We start from the raw sequence: 546 nt of genomic DNA, 5'->3' as shown, positions 1-546 counted from the left end.
GGCTCTTCGGAACTGAGCGTGGGTGAGGCGCTCGGCGTGGCGTTGCGGGGATGAATGAGTCGAGGCCTTCAGGATCGGTAGCGACCAAGCTGCCTAACTGAAGACCTCGACATGGATCACTGTAGTTGTGGTCCGCGCTCGGGCTGGTGTGCCCGCGCGGACGCCCTGTTCAACGCCTCGGGCATGCACGTGCTCGAGGTGGCCCAGGACGAGTCCGGCCGGCTCGTCGTCACGGTGGAAACCGACGCGGACGTGGGCGGCTGCCCCTCGTGCGGGGTGGTCGCGGTTGGCCACGGCCGGCGCGTCCACGAGGCCGCGGACGCGCCCTGCTTCGGTGCGGTCACCGTCATCCGGTGGCGCAAGCGGATCTGGCGATGCACCGAGCCGGCCTGCCCGGTCGTCACGTTCAGCGAGCAGCACGAGCTGATCGCGCCCCGGGCGAAGCTGACCTCGCGGGCGATCGGCTGGGCGACCGACGCGCTCGCCCACGACGACACCACGGTGTCCGCGCTGGCCCGGCACCTCGGCGTGGACTGGCACACCCTG

General features: G+C 70.9%; 1 protein-coding gene. It reads left to right on the top strand.

All coding sequences use genetic code 11. The features are described 5' to 3' along the window. Positions 1-111: 111 nt before the first annotated feature. Positions 112-546: transposase family protein (locus tag ABWV20_RS19195; RefSeq protein WP_353358070.1), on the top strand; the 435-nt coding region annotated here is incomplete at its 3' end.

This window comes from Intrasporangium sp. DVR (genome assembly GCF_040365325.1).
Taxonomy (GTDB): Bacteria; Actinomycetota; Actinomycetes; order Actinomycetales; family Dermatophilaceae; genus Intrasporangium.
This window is presented reverse-complemented; position numbering and strand designations above follow the sequence as displayed.